This is a genomic window from Butyrivibrio sp. WCD3002 (genome assembly GCF_000424265.1).
GTDB lineage: Bacteria > Bacillota > Clostridia > Lachnospirales > Lachnospiraceae > Butyrivibrio.
The window spans coordinates 55,237-74,117 of record NZ_KE384156.1 but is presented as its reverse complement, the minus strand read 5'-3'; the positions used below and the strand labels follow the sequence as shown (position 1 = coordinate 74,117).

The 18,881-nt window shown below is 42.2% G+C and carries 13 protein-coding genes; 10 read left to right on the top strand and 3 right to left on the bottom strand.

The window, feature by feature from the left end; all coding sequences use genetic code 11:
• Positions 1-130 precede the first annotated feature (130 nt).
• Together G608_RS0119325 and G608_RS0119320 are read left to right on the top strand one after the other, a co-directional pair.
• Positions 131-2,890, top strand: coding sequence for a hypothetical protein (locus tag G608_RS0119325; RefSeq protein ID WP_026497359.1), 2,760 nt, complete (start codon positions 131-133; stop codon positions 2,888-2,890).
• A gap of 5 nt (positions 2,891-2,895) precedes the next feature.
• The gene (locus G608_RS0119320) at positions 2,896-5,190 is read left to right on the top strand and encodes a YfhO family protein (RefSeq protein ID WP_026497358.1); all 2,295 of its coding nucleotides are present in this window, start codon (positions 2,896-2,898) and stop codon (positions 5,188-5,190) included.
• Here the strand turns inward: G608_RS0119320 and G608_RS0119315 are convergent.
• A complete protein-coding gene (locus G608_RS0119315) occupies positions 5,168-6,007 on the bottom strand; it encodes a glycerophosphodiester phosphodiesterase family protein (protein ID WP_026497357.1) in 840 nt (279 codons plus the stop codon). The genes G608_RS0119320 and G608_RS0119315 overlap by 23 nt on opposite strands.
• Before the next feature lie 65 nt (positions 6,008-6,072).
• Between G608_RS0119315 and G608_RS22025 the strand changes: the two genes are divergently transcribed.
• Complete coding sequence (locus tag G608_RS22025) at positions 6,073-8,313, top strand: LTA synthase family protein (protein WP_051209578.1); 2,241 nt, start codon at positions 6,073-6,075, stop codon at positions 8,311-8,313.
• Positions 8,314-9,039: 726 nt separating this feature from the next.
• Here G608_RS22025 and G608_RS0119295 read toward each other — a convergent pair.
• Positions 9,040-9,585 (bottom strand): ANTAR domain-containing response regulator, encoded by a 546-nt coding sequence (locus G608_RS0119295; protein ID WP_026497354.1) that lies wholly within the window; start codon positions 9,583-9,585, stop codon positions 9,040-9,042.
• A gap of 19 nt (positions 9,586-9,604) precedes the next feature.
• Entirely contained in the window at positions 9,605-10,909 is a 1,305-nt protein-coding gene (gene glnA, locus G608_RS0119290; RefSeq protein WP_026497353.1) for a type I glutamate--ammonia ligase, read from the bottom strand.
• Between the two features lie 327 nt (positions 10,910-11,236).
• Between glnA and flgM the strand changes: the two genes are divergently transcribed.
• The 7 genes from flgM to csrA all read left to right on the top strand — a co-directional run bounded on the left by flgM (position 11,237) and on the right by csrA (position 18,819).
• On the top strand, positions 11,237-11,518 hold the full coding sequence (gene flgM, locus G608_RS0119285) for a flagellar biosynthesis anti-sigma factor FlgM (RefSeq protein WP_026497352.1): 282 nt from the start codon (positions 11,237-11,239) through the stop codon (positions 11,516-11,518).
• Positions 11,519-11,629: 111 nt separating this feature from the next.
• Positions 11,630-12,151, top strand: coding sequence for a flagellar protein FlgN (locus G608_RS0119280; protein ID WP_026497351.1), 522 nt, complete (start codon positions 11,630-11,632; stop codon positions 12,149-12,151).
• Between the two features lie 92 nt (positions 12,152-12,243).
• A complete protein-coding gene (flgK, locus tag G608_RS0119275; RefSeq protein WP_026497350.1) occupies positions 12,244-13,929 on the top strand; it encodes a flagellar hook-associated protein FlgK in 1,686 nt (561 codons plus the stop codon).
• A 13-nt stretch (positions 13,930-13,942) separates the two neighbouring features.
• Positions 13,943-15,799, top strand: a complete 1,857-nt coding sequence (gene flgK / locus G608_RS0119270; RefSeq protein ID WP_026497349.1) for a flagellar hook-associated protein FlgK — start codon at positions 13,943-13,945, stop codon at positions 15,797-15,799.
• Positions 15,800-15,892: 93 nt separating this feature from the next.
• Complete coding sequence (locus G608_RS22735) at positions 15,893-17,998, top strand: flagellin N-terminal helical domain-containing protein (RefSeq protein WP_051209577.1); 2,106 nt, start codon at positions 15,893-15,895, stop codon at positions 17,996-17,998.
• Positions 17,999-18,080: 82 nt separating this feature from the next.
• The gene (gene fliW, locus G608_RS0119260; RefSeq protein WP_026497348.1) at positions 18,081-18,548 is read left to right on the top strand and encodes a flagellar assembly protein FliW; all 468 of its coding nucleotides are present in this window, start codon (positions 18,081-18,083) and stop codon (positions 18,546-18,548) included.
• Positions 18,549-18,600: 52 nt separating this feature from the next.
• Positions 18,601-18,819, top strand: coding sequence for a carbon storage regulator CsrA (gene csrA / locus G608_RS0119255; RefSeq protein ID WP_026497347.1), 219 nt, complete (start codon positions 18,601-18,603; stop codon positions 18,817-18,819).
• Positions 18,820-18,881: the final 62 nt, after the last annotated feature.

The following is an 18,881-nucleotide window of genomic DNA, read 5'->3' as shown; positions in this document are numbered from 1 at the left end:
TTTCCCCTCATCAAAGAAAGCTTTTGTAAAAGTGTGCATATATTATTATTTATCGACATCCTATGTTCATATTATACCCTTAATTGTGATAAAATATATAAAGAATATTTTGTTTGGGGGATATTGACTTATGGGGATGAATCATAGGATTCATATCGGCTTTAATTTTCATGTAAATTTTTGCCACGCAGATCGTGGAGATTCCAATGACAATAGCGGATTTGGCAGAGATCTGGCCAGAATCCGGGATATTCTGGAAATACTTGGAAAAGCGAATAATGAGGGTCAGCCTGTTCGCGCAGCATGGGATTTTGAGAGTGAATATACTCTTGGAAGAATTCTTCCTTCCCTTGGACCTGACGTTATAGATGGGCTAAAGGCAAGGCTTAGAGAAAGAGGCGATGAGCTTATGTTCTCCGGAAATCATGCTGACATTTTTGCAGCAATGACAGGAGAAGAGCTTCGCACAGCTTTTAACGGTGCAAATACTGTTTTGGGTGAAGCATCGGATACGCTTTGCACAAGTCACAATATTTTTTCTTCTACGGAAATCGGCCTTTTGAAAAAGGCGGGAATCAAAGCTGTTGTTCTCGGCAACAGTAATATCGGGCCTGATGCGCTTTCTGCGGTAGCTCCGGAGATTAGAAAATCAGCATCTGTTCAGTTTAATCCAACAACCTACAGACATGGTAATGATTCCATTACCGTGATACCATCATATTCACCTGCTGATCTTGTTGATGCAGGTGCTCTTACAAACCTATTAAAAACGCTTCGTGAGTTGCAGCTTCAGGGAGCTGTAGAAAGTGATCTTTTCCTGCTTATAAGTGATGATGCCCGCAGCGTATTCTGGGAGAGTCTTGGGGTTCATAACCTGTTTACTCCTGTAACAGGCACTGAAGGACTTGCAGGCTTTATTAAAGAGCTGAGAAAGCTTGATTACGTGGCATACAACACTCCTGCAGGATATCTGAAGGACCATGAGGCTGTTTCTGAATTTTCCTTTGCAGGTGATGTTTCCGGAGACGGTGATCTTTCACCCTTAGGAGAGCTGCCCTACGAAAGACTTTTACATACAAGAATCGAAAGAGCCAGAATATACAGCAAGACCTATGCCGGAGATAAAAGCTCCGAAACACTTTCAAAGAGAGTGAAGCTTTTATCTGCAGTTAACTTTTCAGGAGTAAGTCCCGCACCTGCCAGGGAGAGGTTTGATGCGGCAGATAAGCTTTCTCTTGAAATACAAAGTGCAGAGAGAAAAGCGGTAAATGAAAAAGAGATGTCCATGCGCACAAGCGGCAGACAGAGGCTTAATAACAGCGCCATAGGAAAGCATGTCTACTCAAGAAGAAAGGATGATGAGGAAAGAAATACCTTTATCATAATGAATACTTCAGGGCAGAAGACAGTGACCTTCCAGCTTTCCATAGAAAGCGGACAGTGCCCCGGAATCGGAACTTTAGTATTTGAATGTGACGAATGCCAGATAGACAGCTATACTGCTATCCCCATGGATTATGACGGACACTTTGTGGTAAGTGTTTTTGTTATCATGAGATTTGTGGACGTTCAGAATACCTATAAGATTTACTATCATTTTGACAGATCGGATCTGCCTAAGGAGGTGCATAAGCCTCTGATAGAGGTTAAGCCGGAGGATATACCTGTATTTCATGCTGAGGGTGCCATGAAGAGACTCCTTGAAGCACAGGGCAAGCTTAAGAAGCCGGAAGAACCAAAGAGTGATGAAAATAAAGCAGTGGCTGACAGAATTGCTGCCATGAATGATGCTGCAACAGCTGGAAGAGCAGCGGTTACAAACGCTGTCACACAGAAGGAATCCTATGTGATAGAGAGCAGAAGTAAAAATCTGAGAATTGTTATCACAGGATGCGGTGCCACAAAGGGAAAAATCAGAGAGGTATATTACAAGGATGAGAAAATAGGCGATGATCAGTTCCTTTTATCCTATCTGAAAACAGACGGCATCGTAAAAGAATTTGAATGTAAAAAAATCGAGGATATTGAAATAGCAGGAAAGGGTGAAGGAGTCAGGATAACGGGAGAAGTCTGTGACAGTCTTGGAAGTACGCCCGGAACCTATAGCCTTATGTTTATAGATACACCTGCACTTAAAGGCGCGGATGGAATACTTGTTTATCTTGATGTAAAATATCCTGAGCCCTCAGGTCTTGGAAGCAGAAAGTATGAGGTTGCTGCACCCTTCCAGATTACACCTCTGTACAGAGCAGGCGTTTCTGTGATCAGAAAGGATTTTGCAGGTAATATTTCAGATTATCCTGTATCAGGAATTACAAAAACTGTCAGGGAGAATTCAAATCTGAATTCCTTCAATCATCATATGTGTGCAGGATTTGTGGGATTAAAGGGAGCTTTATCTGGCATTACCATAAGCTTTGCAAGAGAGATTCTCGGCAGTATGGCAGCCTGTCCCGGAATGCTTATGACAGATGGTGACGGACAGCATGTAAGCCTTAATCTTTTTGGAACCTATGGAAGAACTATAAGAAAATATCCATCTCTCAGCGAAGGACTGCTTCAAAAATACAGAGATGTTGTTTATCAGGGAAGCGACTATAACAGAGCAGAGGGCTACGCAGGAGTTCATGAAAAAATGTGCATGTGCCTGTCAGGCTTTTCCGGAGCAAGCATTACAGATGCTCAGCTTGGTGAGCTGTCTGCCTTTAGTGACGGAGTAGTAATTTGCGGAGATGAAGCGGGAGTCATTCATCCCTTTGAGGGAGACAATGTAACGCTTCCGGATAAATTCAGATCCCTTCCTGCAGGATCTGATATGGCAGCAGATGAAGCAGTTCTTAAACCTGTAAGGGCAGAAATTGCTAAATACATAAAGAGTAAAAAGAAATAATTTCAATGAACAAACACAAAGCTTTTACAAAAGAAGTTATGACAGGATGCATGGCAGCGCTGGTTACGGTATCAGTGTTTATGGCAATTTGCTTTCTGGAAAGAATAGCTCCTTTTGGAGACAAGACATTTTTATATCTGGATATGAAACTGCAGTATGTTGATTTCTATTCCTATTACAAAGCCGTCTTTCATGGTCAGGACGGCTTTTTGTGGTCTGAAAATTGCGGACTTGGAAGCAATATGACAGGAATCTGGACATATTATCTTACAAGTCCGTTTCTTATTCCTTTTATTTTCATATCAGAAAAAGCTATGCCTGTAGCAATAACCTTTCTTCTTTGTGAGAAGATGACAGCAGCCGCATTTTTTATGGGAATTCTTTTGGAGTATATCTCAGAGGCTGTTATGGACAGTAACTTAAATGGTGAGGATAAAGCGACCTCCGCAATCGCTAAAACGGCCTTCGCAGTTGCCTATGCCTTTAGCGGCTGGATGGTTTCAAATATGACAAATACCATGTGGGTTGATGCTGCGGCTGTTCTTCCCATCGTATTTTTGTTTTACCTAAAGCTTCTTAAAGATGAAAAGCACGGTAAGACCTTTTATGTGCTTTCTGTAATGCTTGCGTTTTTCCTAAACTACTATATTGCAGCGATGTACTTGCTGTTTATGGGGGTTTTTACAATTATAATCACCCTGACAGGTATTATTGATGCGGGGCGTCTTGGCAGATTTATCAGGCTCTCCTTTGTGGCAGGGGTGCTTGATCTATGGTTTTTGGTTCCTGTTGCACTTGCTCTTAAGGGCAGTAATAAGGATCACAGCGCAGGCTTATCTGTTGCATTTAAAAACATTCTGCCATCATCAGAGGCGGTTGGAAAAAACATTTCTCCTCTGAATGTGGTTTCAAAGTTTTTCACCATGAGCTATGACACTATAGAGATAATGGATGGATTCCCAAATATTTATATAGGAACTGCGCTGTTTGTTCTTGTAATTCTCTTCTTTTTTAATCGCAAGGCAGAGCTTAAGAAAAGGATAGCGGCATTAACATTTTTAGTGTTTATGGTGGCTGTATTTTGTCTGGATGTTCTTAACAGGCTGGCTCATTTTGGTACCGAGGCCTATGGCTACCTCTACAGATATTCTGTGATTTTTTCGTTTTCCTGTCTGATTCTTGGCTTTTTGTGCATTTGCTTATGGGATGGAATAACTGCAGGCGGAGCCTTTATAAGCGGCTTTATAGCTGAGGTTTTACTGCTTAGCGTTTATCTTCTTCCTGTGAGATTTATAACCTTCAGAGTATTTGCCATAAATACGGCAATAATAGTTTTGATTACCGGAGCAACTATCCTGCAAAGAACCTGCAAGGAAAAGATGATGCTAAAAAGAGCCGTGGCCACCATGACCTTTATGGTTTTGCTGGCTGAGCTTTCACTGAATTTCATCTGGATATACAGAAGTCAGGCCCTTAATGCGATTTCAAGAACTGAGTATATAAATAGGATAAAGGGAATTCATGCGGCTCTTGAAACTATAGATGAGAATGAAAAAATCATGACCGGAACCGATGAGGATGAGTACAGGACAGAGGCCTATTTTAGCAGAACAGCCAACGATGGAATTCACTTTGGCTATGACAGTGTTTCAACCTATAACAGTCTGTTAAAGGTTGAGGACAGAGTGCTGCTTTTCAGGATGGGCTTTAATGATAACGGTCTTTATGCGGAATATGCAAATGGAAATACCAGACTTGCGGATGAGCTTTTGGGAATAAAATATATCATTACGGATGGGAATGTTTTACCGGGAGAGGGTCAGAAAGCCGTTTCCGATAACGTTTTGATGAATGAGAAGGAGCTTCCTCCGGATGAATATATCAGGGAAGATGATGTGAAGGAATGCCTTGAATATGTGGAAGATGAGTGCTCTGATCCGGGAAATCCATTTGAAGTTCAGAAGCTTTTATATGAAAAGCTTACTGGCAGATCCGATAAGTTTTTTGAAGAGGCAGATGTTGTCATCAAAAATGATGAAGAGGGCGTCAGCCTCAATATAACTGCAAGGGAGGATGGACAGCTCTATTTTTACATGGATAGGGATAAGGTGACGGAGAGAAGTCTTGAGCTTTATCTTGACGGTGAATTTCTTGCGGGCTATGGAAATGCATCAAGTCAGAAGGTAATAAATCTTGGGTATTTGAATAAGGGAGATAAATGTAACCTGTTTATAAAAACGGATGCTTTGGGAGAACTTCCCGCAGCACCCATTGCAGTTACCGAGATATATTCGAACTAAGATCTGTTCTGTCAGTGTAAATACCTTTTATTCCAAGATCAAAATATGCAGCCATTTCGGCATCCTCGTTTACGGTATGAACGTAAATGGGGGTGTCTGTTTTTTTCAGGCTTTCCAAAAACTGCGGATCATCAGCCCACTCTGCATAAACAGTGAAGCCAACAAGATGCTTCTTTGCAATGCCCAAAAGAGCCTCCGGGGTTCTTTCTGCTTCCTCTGTTTCATAGAGGGTGAAGATTACGTAATCAAAGCCTGAGCGTATTACCGGTTCATATTCCTTAGCGTGATAGATCTGGACAATGAAACGATCCTCAAGATCAGGATAGTCATGGGAGATCAGTTTGCAGAATTTTTCGTTTTCTTCCTTTGTGTCCGTGACAATAAACAGATCCTCGTGAGCTCTCATAAACTCTGCCACATCCTCAAAGGTCATGGGGGTAAAGGCTCCATCTATTTTGCACTGAAGATAATCCGATAGGGATGGCGGAACGCCGGGAGTCATCTGCTCATCACCAAGATACAGATCTCCCCAGGCATATCCGGGAACCAGATGATCGTCGCTTGTATAATGAAAATCCATCTCAATTACGCGGTTGCCTGCATTATAGCTGTTTTCCAGGGCTTCCTTCGAATTGGTATAGGTGTATGTCTGCCCGCTTTCATCAGCTATTTCACCGCAGGCATGGATGATATATTTGTTTTCTTCAAGGCGGGTACGCATGGCATCAACCTTTGCGTTTCTCTCAGAATTGCCGCAGCCTGACAGGAGAATTACTGCCGATGCACATGCTGCTGCACGTAGAATAAAGCTTTTCATGATTTTGTTTGCACTCCGTGTTATAATATTGCTGCTTTTGATTATATCATTTTTGGGAGTTTTTAATGGGAAAGAAAAAGAAATTAGTTCTTAGAAATATACCGGTTACGCTCATTATGTCCATATCGTTTTTACTGTTTTTTACTGCATGGTGGTTTTTCCATACCTGGAGCACAATGACAGTTAACGAGCTGGTATTCAATATAAAAATGTCTATGTCAGGCGCATCACATGCAATGATCAAGCTGTTTTTGATGGAGGCACTGCTTCCCACAATCATTGCAGGGATTATCCTCTACCTGATAATAAGCTTTGCAGATAATAAATGGTTTATGGGAAAAAAGAGACCTGTTCTCATACTTATAGACATCGCTGTTCTTATAGCTGCCATTGTTTATACCTGGGTAATGCTTGATATGACAAAGTACATCGAGCAGCAGATAAACGCATCGAAATTCATTGAAGAAAATTATGTAAATCCAAATGATGTTACCTTAGAGTTTCCTGTTAAAAAGAGGAATCTTATTTATGTTTACCTCGAGTCTGTAGAGGTTACGGATTCCGATAAGGAGAACGGTGGATCCTTTGAAAAAAGTAGAATTCCGGAGCTTACTCAGCTGTCACATGAAAACGAGAATTTCAGCGGTGATAATAAAACTCTTGATGGCGGTTTTTCCATGCCCGGAACAGACTGGACCATGGGTGCCATCTTTGCCCAGTCATCGGGACTTCCTTTGCAGATCCGTATTGAAGCAAACAGTATGTCCAGCCAGGAAAAGTTTTTCCCAAGTGTATGTGCTATAGGAGATATTCTTGAGGCTGAAGGCTATCACAATGAATTCGTCTGCGGATCGGAGGCCGGCTTTGGCGGAAGAGAGCTGTTCTTTAAGTCCCACGGAAATTATGATATCTGTGATTATCCCTATGCAAAGGAGCAGGGATGGATTCCTCAGGATTATGGTGTTTGGTGGGGATACGAGGATGAAAAGCTTTTTGAATTCTCAAAGAAGAGACTTGAGGAGTTATCAAAAGGTGATGAGCCCTTTAATCTTACGATCATCACGGCAGATACCCATTTCGAGGATGGATATGTCTGCAGACTTTGCGAGAATGAGTTCGAGGATCAGTATTCAAATGTTTATGCCTGCTCAAGCAGACAGGTTACTGAATTTGTAAACTGGATAAAGGAGCAGGATTTTTACGAAAACACCACAGTAGTTCTCGTGGGAGATCATCCTACAATGGATGCGGATTTCTGCGCAATGATAGATGAGGACTATGTAAGGAGAGTTTATACCTGCTATCTGAATGCGGATGCAACAGTTCAGCAGACAGGTAAAAGAAGAGAGTACACGACCTTTGATATGTTCCCCACAACCTTGGCTGCCATGGGCGTTAAGATAGAGGGTGACAGACTTGGACTTGGTACAAACCTGTTTTCATCAGAGGATACACTTCTTGAAAGATATGGCATGGAGCATGAATTCGAGGAGCTGTCCAGAAGATCTGCATTTATGGATGAGCTGGCAGAGATGGATGAATATGACATTGCCATGCAAAATTACAGCGATCCTTCAGCTGCTGCTGATATTTCAATTGAGGATGATGGAACAGTAAGAATTGTTGTTTCAGATATTGAGAACGTAAACGAGCAGATCACAAGCGTCGAGCTAAACTGTGTTCCGGACGGAGACTCATCGAGGAAGATTGTAACAAATATGGACAAACAGCCAGATGGAACCTATGTATCTGAGGTGGCTTCTTCTGACATAGATGTAAACGATACGGATTTTAATATCTATGTGAACAGTGCACTTGGTTCAAGATGGCAGGTATTTGCCCAGAGAGGCGACATGAATCTTAAGCAGACGGATTTTGCTGAGTACCTTTCTGCCGTCAAAGATTACCTTGAATCAGGTGACTACACCGTACTGATTTCTACCCGTAAGAATGCTACGGCTCGCCTTACAAAGGACAATATCGCAGCCCTTAACGAAATCGGAATTACCGATGATATAGTATCCGGAGAGGACATGACTATAGTGGCAGCGCTTTCTAAGGACAGCTCTGAAAGCTATGTAACTAAGGATTATGTCGAAATATCAGGCACCATCCCCAACGGCTCCACCTACCTTGTAAAGGGCAGTTGGAACGGTTCAGACGAAGACAGCTTCGGTATCATCGTAGACGGCACCGACCGCATGATCCAGCGCAAAGGTCTTCACTTTGCAGTCATAAACAACCAGACCGGCCGCGTCATCGACTGCGTCGACTTCGACCTCGTAGACGGCGAAACAAGACGCTGACCCGCCACGGGGGACCACGGAAATTATCGCCATACCCGCGCCGTTGCCATGGGCGGAGCCATCATTGCGTGGCAATCCCTCACAGGAGGCGCTGATATAGCCATTCCATGCTGCTTGCAACGATATGAAAATTCGCAGGGCTTTTATGTATGCTGCTTGCAACATGTCTGAGCATCTGCGCTTTCAGATCATTAAAATAGTCCATTGCCAGCTCGTTATGCTCGCTTGTTTTTCTAAAATATTTAGGCCTTAGAGAAACAGGCGCTCGCATATAATCGCCGGCAATGGACTATTTTAATAATCTCATGCGCAGATGTGAGTTTTGTGAAGCAGCATACGCTTATAAAAGCCCTGCGAATTTTCATGCTTTGAGGAGCGCAGCACGGGATGGCTATAACAGCGCCACCTGTGAGGGGTTGTCACGTAATGATGGCTCCATCCAAAACACCGGCGCGGGTATGACGATAAAGCTGTGGCTCACCGCGACCGGAGATATTGTTGTGGGAATCCGATACGTCGCTTTTATTATCGTGAAATTCGTAGTGGGGTTATGAGCGAATACTGCTTCGGATAACTTAAATCTGTGCAGAAGATTATGCAAAAGGCCCATTGCCGGCGATTATATGCGAGCGCCTGTTTTCTTAGAACTATAAGTTTTAGAAAAACAAGCGAGCATAACGAGCAGGCAATGGGCCTTTTGCATAATAAAAAAAGCGCAGATGCTAGTTATCCAAGTGAGATGATCATTTCGGCGGTTTCAAGGAGGGAGGTGCCGGAGTCCATGGAGCATTTTTGGAGGTAACGATGGGCCTCGGGTTCTGTCATTTTGTGACGCTCCATAAGGAGGGCTTTGGCTGAGTCGATTATTTTCTGATCCTCGGCGCTTCTGAAACGGTGTTTTTCCTTGATCTTTTTTCTGCGTCTTGTGACACCCTCAACCATGATCTCAAGAGTGGAGATAAGATCGTTCTTTTTGAGGGGGGTTGGCAGATAGATTATATTTTCCGGGAAAACTGCTTCGTCAGTTTTTGACGGACTTGCGATAAGCAGCATACTGAAATACTCTGACATGTTTTCGGCAAGCTCGCTGTAGAGCATGTCACCAAGACGATAGCCGCACACAATTACTCCACTGCCCAGATTCTCCATAGCAGAGAGTGCCTGGGCACCGGAGGTACACACATACGCCGGTTCAAAACCGCCACGCATCAATATGCTTTTAAAATTTCCGGCATCCGTCTGCGATGCAAATGCGACAATGATGTTCTGCAAGCTCTAAAATCTCCCGAAGTTACTGGTTCCTTAAATATTCCTTCAGCTCCCACTGAGTTACACAGGTTCTGAAATTCTTCCATTCCTTCTTCTTGGAATCAAGGAATTTGGTGTAAACAGTTTCTCCAAGAATATCCTTAACAAAAGAATCGTTGCCGTAAGCTTCGATTGCTTCGCCAAGGGTCTCCGGAAGAGTGGTGAGACCAGCTGCCTGGCCTGCAGTAAGTTCATCAGGAGGGGTGAGCTTTTTCTCAATGCCCTCCATACCTGCAGCCAGAATAAGAGCCAGTGCAAGATAGGGATTGCTTGTAGCATCCGGGTTTCTAAGCTCAATTCGAATACCGCTGCTCTTGGCAGAATGTACTCTTATAAGGGCACTGCGGTTTGATGAAGATGATGACCAGGAAATGAAAACAGGTGCGTCATATCCCGGTACAAGTCTCTTATAAGAATTAACAAGGGGATTGGTTACCAGTGTCATACCCTTGATGTGCTGTAAAATACCGGCTATGAAATGCTTTGCTGTATCGGATAATTCACTTCCGTCTGCAAAGAGATCCTTTCCTACATTATCCTCGCAGAGGATGTTTATATGCATACCTGAACCGTTGATGCCTTCCTTTGGCTTTGGCATAAAGGTTGCATACAGACCATGCCTTTTGGCAATTGTCTTAACTGCCATCTTGAAGGTCATGATCTTATCTGCCATTATCTCCGCATTATCCTCGGTAAAATCTATCTCGTGCTGGGCAGGAGAGATTTCGTGATGGGATGATGTGATATTAAAATCAAGCTCTTCTAAGTTCATTATGATATCGCGGCGGACATTTTCACCCTGATCTGCGGGAGCAAGATCAAAATAGCCTGCTCTTTCATGGGTGTTGGTGGTGGGCTGTCCTTCATCATCTAAATCGAACAGGAAAAATTCCAGTTCGGGATCAGCCTTAAAGGAAAGTCCCATTTCATCTGCACGGGATAAAACCTTTTTCAGAATATATCTCGGATCCCCTTCATAGGGTTTCCTCTCAGAGGTATATATGTCGCAGAACATTCTGGCAACTTTGCCGCTCTGAGGGCGCCAGGGATATATCTGGAAGCTGTCAAGATCCGGATAGAGATACAGATCGCTGTCAAGATCCTGGCCAAAACCTTCTATTGCTGAACCATCAAAGAAGCACTCGTTGTTAAGAGCAGCCTCAAGCTGATTTGCAGTGATAGCTATATTTTTGGGAGTACCGTAGATATCGCAGAATTGAAGTCTGATAAAAGCCACATCCTCTTCATCGACAATCCTGAATATATCCTCTTTTGTTAGTTTGCTCATATGACCTCCTTAAACGTTTTACAAATATGTACTATTGTAATTCAAAATCTAAAAAAAAAATAAATTTTTTTTTGAAAAAGGGGTTAAGTTTTTTGGAAAGCTGTCCGATATTATTAGCGGTGGGGAAGAAAAAGTACAATACCTTGGGTTTTCCTGCAGCATACTACAATATAGTGTGTAATGATTTTTTTACTAACAAGATTGTGTGTGGAAAAAAATTTTTCTACAATATTTGAAAAAAATTCCAAATACATCTAAAGTAAAAGAATAATACGCCGATAAATGTAGTAGAACTGAAGAAATTCTCCAAGGAAGGAGGACAAGAATATGCGTATAGAAGCTTACAGCCAGATTCAACAGGTTTATGGCACCGGCAAAGTGAATAAGACCGCGAAGACGGAGAAGACTAATAGTGTTTCTGACACTCTTAAGATATCTTCAATTGGCAAAGATATTCAGGTTGCCAAGCAGGCTGTGAAAGAAGCTCCGGATGTCAGGGAGGACGTAACAGCGCCTATTAAGGCTGCTATTCAAAACGGAACGTATGACGTTAGCGGAGAGGATTTCGCAGATAAGCTCCTCGCTAAACTCAGCGAATCATTTGGCTAATGTCCAATTTAATAAAGAACTAATAGAGCCGGCTTAACTTAAGTGGTTAGCTCCAGGGGTGAAGCGGGCTCTTTTGTTATGCCTTGAGATAGATGAGAGGAGGGCTTTATAGTGTCCAGTTTATTAGAGAATTTAGTTGATGTGCTAGACAGAGAATGTGCGCTATATGAAAAGCTTCTGGAACTTTCCTCCAGAAAAACTCCTGTCATCATTCAAAGAGATCTTAAGGAGCTTTCCAAAATCACAGAGGATGAACAGGTTGTTGTGTCATTTATAAATGCTGTGGACAAGGAACGTGAAGGCGTGATGGACAACATAGCCGAGGTAATAGGCGAAAAGGGTAATGACCTTAAGCTTACAGATCTCGTAAGAATGCTTAATTCAAGACCTGCCGAGCAGAAGGCTCTCGCAATAAAAAGGGACAGATTAAAGGAAGTATCCACAAATGTTCAGAGAGTAAATGATCAGAACCAGATGCTTCTTCAAAGCTCCCTTGAGATGGTTCAGTATGAAATGAACATCATTCAGTCTGCAAGAAGAGCTCCTGAAACAGCAAATTATACAAGGTATGCCGGAACCAGAGGCGACAGGATAGGTGTTGCCATGACAGGGCGTTTTGACGCCAAGCAGTAAGCAAAAACCTTGAAAAATCCGCAAAAAGCGTGAACAAAAGCATAAAGAAACTTTTAAAACCTCCGATATAAATATTAGTCGGAGGTATTTTTATGGCATCTTTAATGGGAAGTTTATACATAGGCGCATCCGGTATACAGACATCACAGTCTGCTCTTAATACCACAGCGCATAACATGGCAAATATAGATACCGAAGGTTATACCAGGCAGCAGGTATCACAGGGTACAAGGCCATATATAACTACCGAGAAGGATCACCGGGTTATTTCCTGGAAGCAGACAGGTCTCGGTGTTGTTTACAATAACTGTAAACAGGTCAGAAGTCTTTTCCTTGATCAGAGCTACAGACAGGAATCAGGAAGAGAAGAATTTTATAATGTTTCCGTAACTACCCTTGAGGAAATTGAAGATCAGCTCCAGGAGATGAACGGCAATGAGTTTGCAGATTCCCTTAATAATCTGTGGGTTGCAATACAGGAGCTCAGTAAAAATCCTACCTCAGCTGTTAACCAGAGCATGATGGTAACAAGAGCTAATGAGTTCATCACAAGAGCTCAGAGCGTATATGAAGGCTTCACAAACTATCAGGACAACATGGATAAAACAATTCCTGAGATTGTTGAAGAAATCAACAAAATCGGTGACAAGATAAAGGATCTTAATCTTCAGATCGTTGAGATTGAGTCAGGACATCAGGAACACGCCAATGACCTTAGAGATGAGAGAAATCTTCTCCTTGATAAGCTTGGAGAGCTGGGACGTATAAGCTACTACGAGGATGTTTTCGGGAACGTTCTCGTACAGTTTGAAGGTACACAGTTTGTAACAACAGATCACGTTAATCATATGGCATGCGATAACGTGCTGACAGCTGATAAGGGCGGAAGCCCTGTTAATTACAACACTCCCTATTGGGAATTTGCAGCAAAGAAGGAATATAATTCCGTAAGAGGCGAGTGGGAGGTTACAGATATAACAGGAGCAAAGGTTTATGACTTAAGCCAGCCCATCGCAACCTCAATGAATACAGATATAGGAAAACTGAGATCGACACTTCTTGCAAGAGGTGATCACCACGCAACCTATCATGATATTACTGATGACGCAACAGGCTCATATTATAACACCAACATCTCCCAGTCAGTAATCATGAATGTGGAAGCAGAATTCGATCAGATGATCAAGAATATCTGTCAGGAGATAAATAAGATATACGAAGAGGCCGGAAGCAATCCGGTAAACCTTGGACAGGTGGAAGGAAATGCTTCGGACTACGATCTTTTCAAGATTTTAAACGAAGAAGACTGTCTCAACTATGACATAGATGAGGACCACAAGGCGGGGACAAATAAAAAGGGATATATCATTACTAATCTGGGTGTAAATCCCATGTATTTGGAAGAGCCTACCTCGATGAAATTTATACTTGAGGATGGAAGTGAGGATAATGAAACCGTTGAAAAGCTAAAGAAAGCATTCACAACGGCCGATTATTTAATAAATCCAAACGTAGCAACAAAGACAGATTTTCTTGGATATTACAATATGCTGATAGGTCAGGTGGCTAACTCAGGTGATGTTTACAAGGGAATCAAAGCTAATCAGGAGCTGACAGTTGATGCGGTTGAAAATGCGAGAGAGCAGATCGTTGGAGTATCAAGTGATGAAGAGCTTGAGTACATGATTGAATTCCAGAACGCATTTAACGCATCCAGCAGATATATAAATGTAGTAAGCGAAATGCTTGAACATATCGTAACCGCTCTGGGAAGTTGAGAAAGGATAACCTATGCCTTCAACATTTTTTGGACTAAATATTGCAGCATCGGGATTAAGAGCAGCAAATGCAGCGCTTAACACCACTGCCAATAATATTGCAAATGCCAATACAGACAGCTATTCCCGTCAGAAGGTGGAACAGCAGGCATCTGATGCCCTGAGAGTTTTTACCACATACGGAACAGCCGGAGCAGGTGTAGATACCATCTCTATCGAAAGAATAAGGGATCAGTTCTATGACAACAAGTATAGAGATAACGAGTCTCTTCTTGGAAGAGTTACTCAGAGAAATTACTTTAATCAGTTGACTCAGGAATACTTTAAGGATGATGGTACTACCGGATTTTCAAGTCTGTTTTCCAAGATGGAGGCAGCGCTTCAGGATGTTATGAAGGCTTCCGGAACATCGGAATCAAAGGCAACCTTCGTATCATCTGTTTCTCAGATCACAGATTACTTTAATCACATGTCCACATCTCTTCAGAATCTCCAGAATGACATTAACCAGGAGATAAAGATGGACTGCGACACCATAAATTCCTATGCTCAGCAGATATGTTCCCTGAACGAGCAGATAAACGTCATTGAGATGCAGGGATCAAAGGCGAATGAATTAAGAGATCAGAGAGATGAGCTTCTTGATAAGCTGTCCAAGATAGTTGATATCGAGGTAACAGAAACAAAGGTAGTGGATGTTAATCAGCCTGACCGTGAAACCGGAGCCACAAGACTTCGCGTAAGTATCGCAGGCGGACAGCAGCTTCTTGATACCAACTCTTTCAGAAAGCTTATATGTGTTGCAAGAGAACCCAATGAAAATGTAAACCAGAGTGACCTTGAGGGACTATATGATATTAAATGGGCACCATCAAATTTCAAGGAAGGCGACAGCACAGCCAAGCTTGATCACTTTGACCTGGATAATAAGCTTATAGGCGGAGAGCTTCAGGGCCTTATAGATATGAGAGAGGGTAATAACAACTTCTACTTTAACGGTGAGGTTGTAAGAGCCATAAAAGACACTGTTACAGGAATTACCACAGTTACCATAAAGGTATCAAATCCTGATCTTATGGATATGAACAAATGCACACTTCCCGGTGCAGGTAAGCTGGAGGTGGCAAGTAAGATTTATTCCTATGAAGGCTGGGAATATGATGGCGGAGATACATATACCTTTAAGCTGACAGCAGACAGTACCAGATCCACAATTCCACCTACGGGAAGAACAGCCCAGGTGGGAGGTGCCTTTGATTATCAGGGCATACCCTACTACATGCAGCAGATGAATGACTGGGTAAGAAGATTTTCAGCTAGCGTAAATGACATCATGACTAAGGGCTACACCTCTGATTCCATGGAGGGCCAGTACGTTCTTACAGGTACCAGCAACATGGATTCGAGCGCACAGTATTCATTTGAAGCCCTCACAAGTCTTTCAAATAATAAAGGCTATTATGAGGTTACTGCAGGTAATTTCATAGTGGCAAGGGAAGTGAAAGCAAATGCAGATCTTCTGGCAACTAAGATGGATGTTACAGAGGGTGAGTCGGAATATCTGAATATCAAGCATCTGTACGAATTCCTTACAAAGGAGGAGATGTTCAGAGGTGCAACCAGCGGAGAGTTCTTGGATAAGGTACTTGGAGATGTGGCACTGAATACAAGTAATTCCAATACTCTTGAGGAGACCTACACAGCCCTTGAGAACACTATTCAGAATCAGAGACTTTCGGTTATGGGTGTTGACTCCGACGAAGAAGCATCAGCTCTTGTACAGTTTGAGCATTCATACACACTTAACTCAAAAATGATAAATACTCTTACAAAGGTATATGACAGACTGATACTTGAAACAGGAGTATAAAGTTGTAACAAAGACCTGACAGGGAGCGTTGGGTAGCATAATAAGCGGACAGATAAGAAAGGATTCATGATCGGTACGCCAAGAGGAATAACCATGAGAATCACCAATAAGATCATGAGCAACAACTCCCTTTACAACATTAACAACAACAAGGTAGCTGAGGACGAGGTCAGCACACAGATGGCCACAGGCAAAAAGATAAACCGTCCTTCAGACGATCCGGTTGTTGCCATAAGATCTTTAAGACTGAGATCTACAGTCACTCAGCTTGATCAGTATTATCAGAAAAATTCCAAGGATGCAAAGAGCTGGTTGGACGTAACTGAGGATGCACTTTCCACAATTACGGACGTTCTTACTGATGCCATTTCCCAGGCAACAAGGGGTGCCAACAAGGATCTTACAATGGATGATCTTGAGACCATCATCACACAGCTTAATGCTCTGTCAAAGGAATATTATTCAACAGGAAATGTGGATTTTGCAGGAAGATATATTTTTACAGGCTACCGCACAGACACTACACTTTCCTACGACGGACCTACAACTGAAAACTTCACCGACATAAATGATGAGTTTAATGCAGAGGACATCAGTAAATCCATCAGAACTCTTAATCTTCAGTATCTGGATGCGGGAAATGTTCTTGAGACTCCTTATGAAGGTCTTTATACAAATTCAAATACAGAGAATGATATCCATCAGATAGAGGTTGGAAGAGTAAGATTATCCTACGACAATCTTGACTACACAGTGGGCGACGGACATACGGCTCAGCTTAAGTTCAGAGAAAATCTCACTCAGACAGCTACATCCTCAATAACAGATACGAATCTTACATATTTTGATCTGACCTTTGTTAATGCTGACGGCGTTGAGCAGAAGGCATATATTCCTCTCTCAAATGATTATTCCGTTACTATCGGCGATTATACTTATACGGCAGAGGTTGCCAGCAAGAGACATCCTGAGAGAGGCTATATACTCAATGTGACGGACAACAGAACTTATGATATTTACCAGTTTGAAGTAAGTAAGGACGGCGTTCTTACAGATGATGACGGTGATGGAGAAGTGGATATTCCCGAAGGAATCCAGCAGGCAATCGTATCCATGTCAACCACAAGCATTTCAACCCTTGCATTTTCTGATGATGAAAACACATCCGTTACAGTACCGCTTCTTGCTCCTGTTGGGCAGCAGTACAAGGTTGAGACAGATCACGGCTTCATGGTAACGGTAAATGGTGACGGCACATATACAGTAGAGAAGGCTACCGACGATGATGAAAACGGTAACCGCACGAAGACCGTTCTTCAGGTAACAGATAACGGAAGCATGCATTCCTCCTACAGGGAGACAACTGTTGAGATAGATTCAAAGCACATTATTTACAGCACCTCCACTGAGGATGAGATTGATGCAGCCTATAAGGATCTCACCAATGACGATACAGGTACAGTTGTGTATTTAAATGCCAAGACAGGAGAGCTTCTTCTAAATGATTCACTAAAGGAAAAGCTTGCAGCACTTCCTTTTATCAAAAATGCGAATACCATTGATGTTGCATATGACAAGAAGGAGTGGCTTGAAGGCGATATCAGACCTCAGAACCTGTTTGCATGTGTGGATGGCGAAGGCGTTATTTACAACGGCGGCTCCAGTGATCATGAGATTCAGTACGATGTTGGATACGCGCAGAAGATCACAATTAATACAACTGCAACATCTGTTTTCACAACCACAATGAAGAGAGATGTATACGATCTTACCCAGATGGCATCCAACATAAAGATCATAAACACAACAATGAAGACTCTTAAGGAAAAGCTTGAAACCCTCACCGATGAAAAGGAGAGGAGAGCTGTTCAGAATGAGATAGATGCCTGCCAGAAATCCTACGATTATCTAAGGCAGAACATTCAGGAGGAATTTGAACACAAAATATCCAGTATCCAGAAGGCCCTTGATATAGCCAATGTTGCGGTAACAGATAACGGCGCAAGAAGTAAGAGACTTGAGCTTATTGATTCAAGACTTCAGGATCAGACAACAACCTTTAAAACACTTCAGTCCGATAATGAAGATGCTGATCTTGCGGAGACGGCAACAAAGCTTGCAACAGCTCAGCTGACCTATCAGGCAGCTCTTATGGCAACGGGAAAAATCAGTAAGGATTCACTTATGAACTATATTTAATCCTTGCTAAAAATCGCTAACTTTACTACAATAAATAGTAGGTATTTTTACTGCTCACATTTCGATATGGAGGGGTATCAAAATGAAATTAATAACCAGGATTTTCGGAGAAATTGAGATTGAAGATGACAAGATCATAACATTTCCGAAGGGTATTATCGGTTTTCCCGATATGACTCAGTTTGCTCTTATGCATGATAAGGACAAGGATTCAAATGCGATCAGATGGTTGCAGTCATTGGATGATCCGGTTTTTGCAATGCCGGTAATGGATCCGCTTTATGTAAAGCCTGATTTTAATCCTGTGGTAGGAGAGGATGTCATTCAGGATCTTCTTCCCATGGCTGATGAGGATATGCTGGTGCTTGTTACTGTTACAGTACCTCATGATCTTACCAAGATGACGGTTAATCTTAAGGGACCCATTATTATCAATTCCAACAGCTGCGTTGCTGCTCAGGTAATTATTGACGACGATGATTATCCTGTAAAATACCCTATATACGATTATCTACAGAAGCAGAAAGAACAGGCTAATGCCAATAAGTAATAAGTTGTATCTGCGAGGGGAAAAGGTAGAAAAATAAGAAAAGAGGGTGAATATGTTAGCATTATCAAGAAAAAAGAACGAGTCGATCATCGTTAATAACAATATAGAGATTACAATACTTGATATCAGGGGAGACCAGGTAAAAATCGGAATAGCTGCTCCAAAGGAGGTTCCGATCTATCGTAAGGAGGTTTATCTCCAGATTCAGGCTGAGAACGAAGCAGCAACAAATGTGGATGGAATTTCCGCACTTGCCGATCTTCTTAAATAAACAGAATAATATCAGAACTAATGAGAGCTTTGAGGATTTAATCCACAAAGCTCTTTTTTTCA